At 44.5% G+C, this 9,242-nt stretch carries 8 protein-coding genes; 4 read left to right on the forward strand and 4 right to left on the reverse strand.

What is annotated here, in order from left to right:
* Positions 1-335: 335 nt before the first annotated feature.
* Both rodA and mrdA read right to left on the reverse strand, forming a co-directional pair.
* Positions 336-1,691, reverse strand: a complete 1,356-nt coding sequence (gene rodA / locus QM629_RS13420) for a rod shape-determining protein RodA (RefSeq protein ID WP_415160394.1) — start codon at positions 1,689-1,691, stop codon at positions 336-338.
* Between the two features lie 2 nt (positions 1,692-1,693).
* The gene (gene mrdA / locus QM629_RS13425) at positions 1,694-3,778 is read right to left on the reverse strand and encodes a penicillin-binding protein 2 (RefSeq protein ID WP_415160395.1); all 2,085 of its coding nucleotides are present in this window, start codon (positions 3,776-3,778) and stop codon (positions 1,694-1,696) included.
* Positions 3,779-4,002: 224 nt separating this feature from the next.
* Here mrdA and QM629_RS13430 point away from each other — a divergent pair, with 224 nt between their 5' ends.
* From QM629_RS13430 to QM629_RS13440, 3 genes are all read left to right on the forward strand, one after another.
* Positions 4,003-4,977: a deoxyhypusine synthase family protein gene (locus QM629_RS13430; protein WP_415160396.1), complete on the forward strand. Its 975-nt coding sequence runs from the start codon at positions 4,003-4,005 to the stop codon at positions 4,975-4,977.
* Between the two features lie 58 nt (positions 4,978-5,035).
* Positions 5,036-5,563: a hypothetical protein gene (locus QM629_RS13435; protein WP_415160397.1), complete on the forward strand. Its 528-nt coding sequence runs from the start codon at positions 5,036-5,038 to the stop codon at positions 5,561-5,563.
* Positions 5,564-5,709: 146 nt separating this feature from the next.
* Entirely contained in the window at positions 5,710-6,363 is a 654-nt protein-coding gene (locus tag QM629_RS13440; RefSeq protein WP_415160398.1) for a 4'-phosphopantetheinyl transferase family protein, read from the forward strand.
* Between the two features lie 266 nt (positions 6,364-6,629).
* Here the strand turns inward: QM629_RS13440 and QM629_RS13445 are convergent, their stop codons facing one another.
* Together QM629_RS13445 and QM629_RS13450 are read right to left on the reverse strand one after the other, a co-directional pair.
* Positions 6,630-8,366: an amino acid permease gene (locus QM629_RS13445; protein ID WP_415160399.1), complete on the reverse strand. Its 1,737-nt coding sequence runs from the start codon at positions 8,364-8,366 to the stop codon at positions 6,630-6,632.
* A 50-nt stretch (positions 8,367-8,416) separates the two neighbouring features.
* Positions 8,417-8,566: a hypothetical protein gene (locus tag QM629_RS13450; protein WP_415160400.1), complete on the reverse strand. Its 150-nt coding sequence runs from the start codon at positions 8,564-8,566 to the stop codon at positions 8,417-8,419.
* Between the two features lie 266 nt (positions 8,567-8,832).
* Between QM629_RS13450 and QM629_RS13455 the strand changes: the two genes are divergently transcribed.
* On the forward strand, positions 8,833-9,054 hold the full coding sequence (locus QM629_RS13455) for a hypothetical protein (protein ID WP_415160401.1): 222 nt from the start codon (positions 8,833-8,835) through the stop codon (positions 9,052-9,054).
* Positions 9,055-9,242 lie beyond the last annotated feature (188 nt).

Below are 9,242 nucleotides of genomic sequence, written 5' to 3' on the forward strand. Positions count from 1 at the left end.
CTATCTGAATGAATTTTGTTACAAGTTTAACCGAAGGTTCTTTGGGCAGAGTTTATTTGACAGGGTATTGGTCGCAACGCTGGAAAATCCATGGTACAGACCTTTTCCAAAAAACGGATAGTCATTGTATTTATTGCTTTTATTACCTTCGGCATATTGTTATACATAATTAAAAATCAAAAATCCCTCATCAAAACGCTGAGATTAAAATTATTTACTTCACCTCATGGTTCGTAATTATCACCTTAATGATTTTACAATTTTTGGCTGGGCTGTTGATCGGCTGAAAAGGCAAATGCAGTTATTTGAATAAGATACCTAATAATCATCATAAATCACCTTAGCACCATTTGCCTGTCGGCATCAAGCCTTATCATAATAAAGATCATAATGGTGAAAGTAAGCAGCGATGAACCGCCATAGCTCACCAGCGGCAGGGGAATGCCAATTACGGGAAACAGGCCAATCGTCATGCACACATTCACCACAATATGAAAGAATAAAATGCTGGCCACGCTGTAAGCATAAATGCGGCTGAAGCCGCTGCGCTGCCTTTCGGCAAGAAATATGAGGCGTAACAATAAAAGAAAATAGACAGCCAGAAAAAGAAAGGAACCTATAAAACCAAAGGCTTCGCCAAGCGAAGTAAAAATAAAGTCGGTTGACTGCTCGGGCACATACCGCCCCCGGGTTTGCGTGCCTTTTAAAAAGCCTTTGCCCCGAAAACCGCCGGAGCCAATGGCGATCTTGCTCTGGCGTACATTATAATCATCGGGCTTTATGGCAGCTTTGCCGGTTGCTTCTTCGTGCGCTATGGAATGTTTGTTCTGGCTGCAATCATAGTCTTTGCCCACAGCGCTGTAAATACGCTGGCTTTGATAACATTCAAACACATTATTAAAAATATACGGTACAATAAACCGCTGAATGCCTACGCATACAAACCATACGGAAATAATCAGGATTAAAATATTCCAGCGTTTTCTTACAAATATCTTATGCCGGAATATAAACACAATAAGGCCGGCTATGAGGGTTAATATAATGGCAAGCGTGTTCTTCTCTACCAGCAGGGTTGCCACCACCAACGCGCCAAAAGAAAAGCCGATAACAAGAATGATGCCCGGCAAACCTTCGCGGTACATCACTATAAAAAAGCTTAAATAAACAAGGGCGAGGCCGGTTTCGTTTTGCAGCACAGAAATAGCTGCCGGCAGCATGGCTATGCCGCCCGCAATGAGCTGCGATTGCAGCCTGCTGAAATCCATATTAAGCTGCGACAGGTATTTTGCCAGTGCAAGCGCCGTAAATATTTTGCACAGCTCCGCAGGCTGCAGGTTAAACCCGCCGCCAAGCGGAATCCAGCTTTTGGAACCATTCACATTTTTGCCCAGTACAAATACTGATAACATTAGCAGGATGCCAAACACGTATAAGAGATTGGCAAAAGTGGGATACAGCTTGCTGTCGCTTAAAATGATAAATGTGGCTGCAATTGTGGAAAGGCCTGCAAACAACAGTTGCTTGCTGTAATTTGTCTGGCCCTGAAAAAAGGAAGATGCCGTAAAGGTGGAAGGGTTATATTCCGTCATAAAGATGCAAACTATGCCTATGCAAACCAGTATGGCGTACAGCGATACTGTAAGCCAGTCAACGCCCCTCGAAACTGATTTTGAGATTGCTCTGCTCATGATTAATTTTTAGGTTTAGCCTTTCGTTTCTCATCTGGCGTTTGCATCGCCGGTTTGCTTTTTACTGTTGTTGTGTCGTCATTGCCTTTACGGTTAGGTTCCGCTTCCGGATCGTACTGCACCTGCTTGCTTGTTTCAAGGTTATTCTGGAAAACCGGCGCCGCATCAGCATTTATTTTCTGCGCCTGCCTTGCCAGCTTAATAGAATCCTGTTTGTGATACCATTGTTTTATGGCAGCAGGAACAAGATCGGCGCTGGCAATTCTCTCCACTTCTGGCTTTCTTTTGGCAGCAATGGAATCTTTTAAGTATTGCTCCATCATAAGTGAAGCGATCGGCGCCGCCCAGGTGGCGCCGAAACCTGCATTTTCTACCACCACGCAAATGGCTATTTGGGGATCTTCCCTTGGCGCGAACGCAACAAACAGTGAGTGATCTTTTCCATGCGGGTTTTGCGCCGTGCCCGTTTTTGCGCAAATGTCAATGCCTTCAATCTGTGCCACCCTGGCCGTACCAAACTGCGCCACATCGTGCATGCCCAACTGTACTATATTAAACGATTCGTTTGAAATATGCTCAAGCGGCGTATGCTTCATTCGGTACCTGCCCACAAATTGTGTATCGGCCGGTGTTTCATTCTCTATGCTGTCCACAAAATGCGGGATATAATAATACCCTTTATTGGCAATAATACACATGGCGTTTGCCATCTGCAGCGGGGTGGCCAGCATCCTGTCCTGCCCAATGCCCAGTGTAACAATATTGCAGCTGTTCCACCGCGGGCCGCCAAAATCCTTGTTATAGCCCGAGGTGTCCGGGATATTGCCATCATCTTCGCCGGGCAAATCAGCATTCAGGTCAACACCATAGCCAAAGGCGTTCATGTAATGTTTCCATTGCAGGTAACCCGTTCTTACATTTCCGTATTTCGGGTTATCCACTATCAGCCTGAAAACATTGCTGAAATAAGAGTTGCACGACCATGCAATGGCGGTACGAAGGTCTTTTGAATGACCGGCCCAGTGCTCTGTGCATTTTACCGGCCTGCCGCAGGAATAATAAGCCCCGGAACATGGATAACCGTAAGAAGGCGTGATAATGCCTTCATCCAATGCAATCAGGGCGCTTAATGGTTTGTAAGTGGAGCCGGGCGGGTACTGGCCCTTAATTGCCCTGTTTAGCAGGGGGCGGGCCGTATCTAAAATTAACCTTCCAAAATTTTTGCGGCGCTGCGAGCCTGTAAGCATAACAGGGTCATAAGACGGCGCCGTGGCCATGGCCAGTATGCCACCCGTTTTTGGGTTGATGGCAACCACACTCCCTATTTTATGCTGCAATAATTTTTCAGCCAGCATTTGCAGGTCCATATCCATGCTGGTATATAAATTCCTTCCGGCAATGGCCACCGTATCAAAAATACCGTTGTTATACGGGCCCTGTATCCTGTTTTTGTTATCGCGTATATACCGTTTCACGCCACGCTGGCCCATCAATACTTTTTCATAACTGCGCTCAAGGCCGGTCATGCCGGCGTAATCGCCCGGTTCATACCCTTCTGTTGCATGTTTTTTTAAGAAGCTGCTGTCCACTTCGCCCAAATAACCCAGCACATTGGCGGCGGCGTGAAAAGGATAATCCCTTACCGGCCGTTCAACAATATTAAACCCTGGGAACTTATACATATTCTCATTCAGCCTGGCAAAAATCTCATCGCTTATAAGCGGCTCAAATGTGCTGGGCTTATAACGGGAATTTTTTATAATGGCTGTTAGAATACGCTTGTGGTATTCTGCCGTATCAATGCCCAGTATATTGCAAAGCGCCAGGGTATCAAGGCCTTTGGTTTCGTAAGGCGTAACCATCAGGTCATACATAATGGTATTCTCCAGGATGGCTTTACCATGCCGGTCGTAAACAACGCCGCGGTCAGGATAAATCACCTTCCGGTAAATGGCATTGTTCTCTGCCTGCAGCTTGTATTCTGTTGAAAATATCTGCAGGTTAAGCAACTGGGATACAATGAGCAGGAAAACAACAATAAAGATAACCTGGATGATCCTGCTCCTGGATTGATTATAAACGGGCATGTAATGATAGATGCTTTAATATCCTGCTGCAAATTTTATGATAAGAAAGTGATAAACAAGGTGAATGAAGGCAAAAATTTTGCACAAGGAAAAGCCTGTTCAATTAATTACCCGCAAGCACTGTGGATAATGATTACAGCTTTATGTAATGATATATTTAAATTCTAATCTTTAACCACACACTTACCTGTAAAAAATTACATTTGCCATTTTAAATTTTAAAGATGAATAAAGGACCTGTTTCGCAATTTATACAGCACCATTACCGCCATTTTAATGCAGCGGCTTTAATGGACGCAGCCAAAGGCTATGAAACGCATGTAAACGAAGGCGGCAAAATGATGGTTACGCTGGCCGGCGCCATGAGCACTGCAGAGCTTGGCATTTCTCTGGCTGAAATGATACGCCAGGGCAAGATTGACATTATCAGCTGCACCGGCGCTAACCTGGAAGAGGATGTGATGAACCTGGTAGCGCATAACAGTTATAAACGCGTTCCCAACTACCGCGATTTAACGCCACAGGAGGAATGGGACCTGCTGGAAAACCATTATAACCGCGTTACAGATACCTGCATTCCCGAAGAAGCGGCTTTTCGCCGCTTACAGAAACACCTGGTGAAACAATGGAAAGAGGCGGAGGCCAAAGGCGAACGTTATTTTCCACATGAATTTTTATACAAGACCGTTTTAAGCGGCGAGCTGGACCCTTATTTTGAAATTGACAGGAAGGATAGCTGGATTATAGCGGCGGCTGAAAAGAATATCCCCATCATCGTTCCGGGCTGGGAAGACAGTACTACGGGCAATATTTTTGCCAGCTATGTTATTAAGGATGAGCTGAAGGCCGCTACGGTAAAAAGCGGCATTGAGTATATGGTGTATCTAACGGAGTGGTACCGCGCTAACAGCGGCGGCAAAGGCGTTGGGTTCTTCCAGATAGGCGGCGGCATTGCGGGCGATTTTCCTATTTGCGTGGTACCAATGATGTACCAGGACCTGGAATGGCATGATGTGCCTTTCTGGAGTTATTTCTGCCAGATAAGCGACAGCACCACATCGTACGGTTCGTATTCAGGCGCGGTGCCGAATGAAAAAATAACCTGGGGCAAGCTGGATATTCACACACCGAAATTTATTGTGGAAAGCGACGCTACCATTGTGGCGCCCTTGATATTTGCCTGGATTCTGGGCTGGTAAAAATCTCATCTCTAAACAGCATGCAACCAAACCCGCAAGGGTTTAAAAACGAAAACCCATGAATATAGAAGAATTGTTCCTGGAAGCCGAAGCAGATATTAAGAAAAGCGCCCATGTAGATGCTTTGCGCAAGTACGAAACCATTTTGTATGATGAGCCCAACCATGCGCCCACACACAATTCGCTGGGCTGGATCTATAAAACGCAGTTTGATGATTACAAAAAAGCGGAAATGCATTTTCGCGCCGCCATAAAAAGCGCGCCGAATTATCCGCACCCCTACTTTCATTATGCGGTTTTATTAACCGATATGGAACGTTATGATGAATTGAAAACGCACCTGGGCAGATGCCTCACCATCCCAACCATTGATAAATCGTGGGTGTACTACCGCTTTGCTGTTGCCGAAGAACTGAAGATGAATCTGGATGCGGCTATAAATTGTTTTGAGAAAGCCATTCTTAATTCATTGAACGACGATAAGATAAAAGATTATCAGGCCGATATGGAGCGCTGCAGGAAGAAGAAAGATATCCTGATCAATCATAAAGAATGGCAGCCGAAAGAGCCGAATACAGAAGAATAAAAGTTTAATCACACACGGTCTCAATCAACCTTATTCCTGCCGTAATCAGCCATCTTATGTTTTTTAACATTATTGTTTGGCGGCGCTCATTTATAATAGGTGTTGCCCAATCGTACATCCGACATTAAAAAACCAGACATTTGTTTGTGCCTCTATTCTATCAGCATACCATAAACGAAACCACGAAGCTTGGCATCTGGCATATTGAAGAAGGGGAAGATTTTTTTCTTGCGAAGGTGCCGTTGCAAAAAAACATAACGCATCCCCACAAACGTTTGCAGCATTTGGCCGGCAGGTATTTGCTTCCCTGTTTATTTAATGATTTTCCCTATACTGAAATTTTAATTGCCGATACAAAAAAGCCCTATCTGCCCGGCGAGCAATACCATTTCTCTATTTCCCATTGCGGCGATTATGCCGCAGCCATTGTAAGTTCAACAGGCAGGGTGGGCGTTGATATTGAAATTCCTTCTGAAAAAGTGGAGCGGGTAGCGCATAAGTTTTTGAATGAGGTGGAATGCATGCATCTGTCCATAGAACATAGCCCACAGTCCATAGGAGAAAACCCGTCAACTGTTACCCGTCAACTGTTAACTGTATTATGGAGCGCCAAAGAGTCTTTATTCAAATGGTATAGCCTGGGCAAAGTTGATTTCAGGGGGCATATACAGCTCTGCGGCATGATACAACAAAAAAACAACAGCTTATTATTACCGTTTGTTTTTAAAAAAAATGAACCACTCCATATAAACGTAACTGCCAGAATTTTTGATGAGATTGTGTTAAGCTGGGTAGCATAATTAAGTTATAGGAAGGCTGAGGCGATATTTCTTTTAAATAAAAAGCCGGTAAAGACCGGCACTTAGTTTTCAGCTGGGCGGATTATATTGTTAGCAACGGACCATACTTTTCAGCGAAAAAAACGGGCTTCGGTAAAGTTATCGTGTGCTACGGGCAATTATAAAATTGAATTATTAACCGGTGGAACCGTTTATTAAACGGCGTTTTGATATACAGGTAAACATGCATTACTATTTTTTTAAATTCAACATGAAAAAGAACCCCGTCATGCGGCAGCCAGTTTGCTTTTCCGGTAGCCGTAAGAAAAATAAATAATAAGGCCTAATGCCAGCCAGCCGCCAAACCATGCCCAGTTCATGCCCGTCATGCCTGTAAGCAGGTACATGCAGGTTGACAGGCCGAGCAGGGGTATAAGCGACCAGTTTTTGAAAAAAGCCACAATGGCGAGAATAACTATGGTGCACCAGAAGATAATAGTAGAAATATTGAACGAAGCATTGTCTTCTGTTATATCAAAAAGCCGGACAAAATAATGGCCTGTTATCAAATGCGCAATAACCAGGGCTGCAGCTACTATGAGCGGAAATAAAAATTTTGAATTGATATACGGCATATTGAATTTGCCGGACAGCTTTTCCTTTGCGGGTATAAGCAATACACCGCCGCAAACCAGCACGAATGCAAAGAGGGTGGCAATGCTGGTGAAATCGAGCACAAAGTCTTTATCGGTAAACAAAATAGGCGCGCCTACGGCGATACCGGTTAAAATGGTGGCGAACGAAGGTGTTTTGTATCTGGGATGTATCTTTTGAAATACCGGCGGCAATAAGCCATCGCGGCTCATGCTCATCCAAATTCTTGGCTGCCCCATCTGGAATACAAGCAGCACACTGGTCATGGCAATTACGGCGCATATTGATACCAGCATCTGCATCCAGCCGATATTAAGGTTTTGCGGTTCAAAAATATAAGCCAGCGGGTCGCCTACATTCTCAAATTTTGAATATACCACAGCGCCGGTAAGCACCAGCGCCAGTATAATATAAATGGTTGTGCAAATAACCAGCGAGAGTATCATGCCGCGGGGCAGGTCGCGCTGCGGGTCTTTGCTTTCTTCCGCCAGAACACTCACCGCATCAAAGCCGATATAGGCAAAGAATACGCCGCTCACGGCAGCCATTACGCCGCCAAAGCCATTTGGCATAAACGCTCTTATGCCCTGGCTGTTTACCGGCTGCCAGTTTGTTGTAAGGCTGTTATGAAATATCATATAACCGCCCACTATAATTACCAGCAAAACAATGGCGAGTTTCAGCACCACCATGGCATTGCTGAAGTTGCGGCTCTCTTTTATGCCACGGTACACAAGATAGGTTATCAGCATATTGATCACTATAGCAGGCAAATCGAATATTATTCTTAGCCCGGCAATAACCGGCGCATTATTCCATGCACTTAGCAATTCTTTTGTTGAATCAGTTATTTGTCCTGCACTGTTGGCTGCTGCATTTATGGCTGCACCATGCGCTTCCATATAGCTGCAGGTTAAATAATCCGGTATATGAATATTTATTTTATGAAGAAAGCTGGTAAAATAATCGCTCCATGAAAAGGCCACATAAATATTGCCGATGGAATACTCCATGATTAAAGCCCAGCCTATTATCCAGGCAAACAGTTCTCCAAACGATGCATAGGCGTAAGTATAAGCGCTACCCGCTACCGGGATGCGGCTGGCAAATTCAGAATAGCATAAAGCCGTGAAGCCGCAGGCTATGCCGCAGATAATAAACAGCACCACTACACCCGGTCCGCCTGAAAAAACGGCCAGCCCCAGGCTGCTGAAACTGCCCGCGCCAATAATAGCGGCAATACCAAAAAAAGTAAGGTCGCGCATGGTAAGCACACGCCTGAGGCCTGTGCCATGATGATCATCGGCCATGGTTTTGGCATCGCTTAAAATTTTATCAATCTTTTTTGTGCGGAAAAGCGGATGACTCATGCAATTGATTTTGTGTGGTGAAAATAAGCAATTGGCAATACTAATGCAACCTATTCTTTTGTTTTGCTGCCCAGGCTGCCGGCAAAGAGGCCGAGCACAAGCCCGATGATTAAGCCGATCTTTACATTTTTAATGGCAAAGCCAATCACCACGCCAATAATGATGAGCATTAAAAAACCAATTTTCCTTCGTGAATGCATGTATGGTTTACTGTTTTGAAGCTGCATTTAAGTTAGAAATATTTTGCAGCGTGATTTTGCATGGCAAAGATGCTGTGAAAAATTAATACATGCAAGTGATGAAGATGGCACATACTGAAATCAATACTTATTCCTGCAAAAGAAAGCATGCGGGGTTTGCCTTGTGTGTGGCCGGGCGCTTGTTGCTTTAATTTATAAATGATTGCAACGGCACAAGTGCACTATGCGGCAAAAGGCCGGGCTGCATCCTTGCGCCAGACGGAGGGATGAATGCTGTTTACCTGTATGCCATGCCCATAGCTTATCTCTTGTTCAATACCGTAAAGAGGGCTTATGCTGAAAAGCTCCAATTTGTAAAACCCGAAATGCGTTTAAAAAACTTTATCCTGCATTTTGTAACCCTGCCGGCAAAGTGGATCAAAACCGGCAGGCAGCGGATACTCAAAATCTTCACTACTAAACATTACAGCCCCTTGCTTGCTACTTAGCCCCTTTGTTTACCGAAAAACAAAATGGCTATACCAGATGCTGATATGGGTAAGATAACTTATATGCAGTTAGGAGCAATGTCATTAACTTAAGAAAACTCAATATTCAATACACAATAATCCCCGCCTGACTGAATCAGTCGGGCAGGAATGTTCAGTTGTAAATCTTCGCGAAATTGAATATTGAA

The organism is Parafilimonas sp. (assembly GCF_047606085.1).
In the GTDB taxonomy this organism is placed as follows: domain Bacteria; phylum Bacteroidota; class Bacteroidia; order Chitinophagales; family Chitinophagaceae; genus Parafilimonas.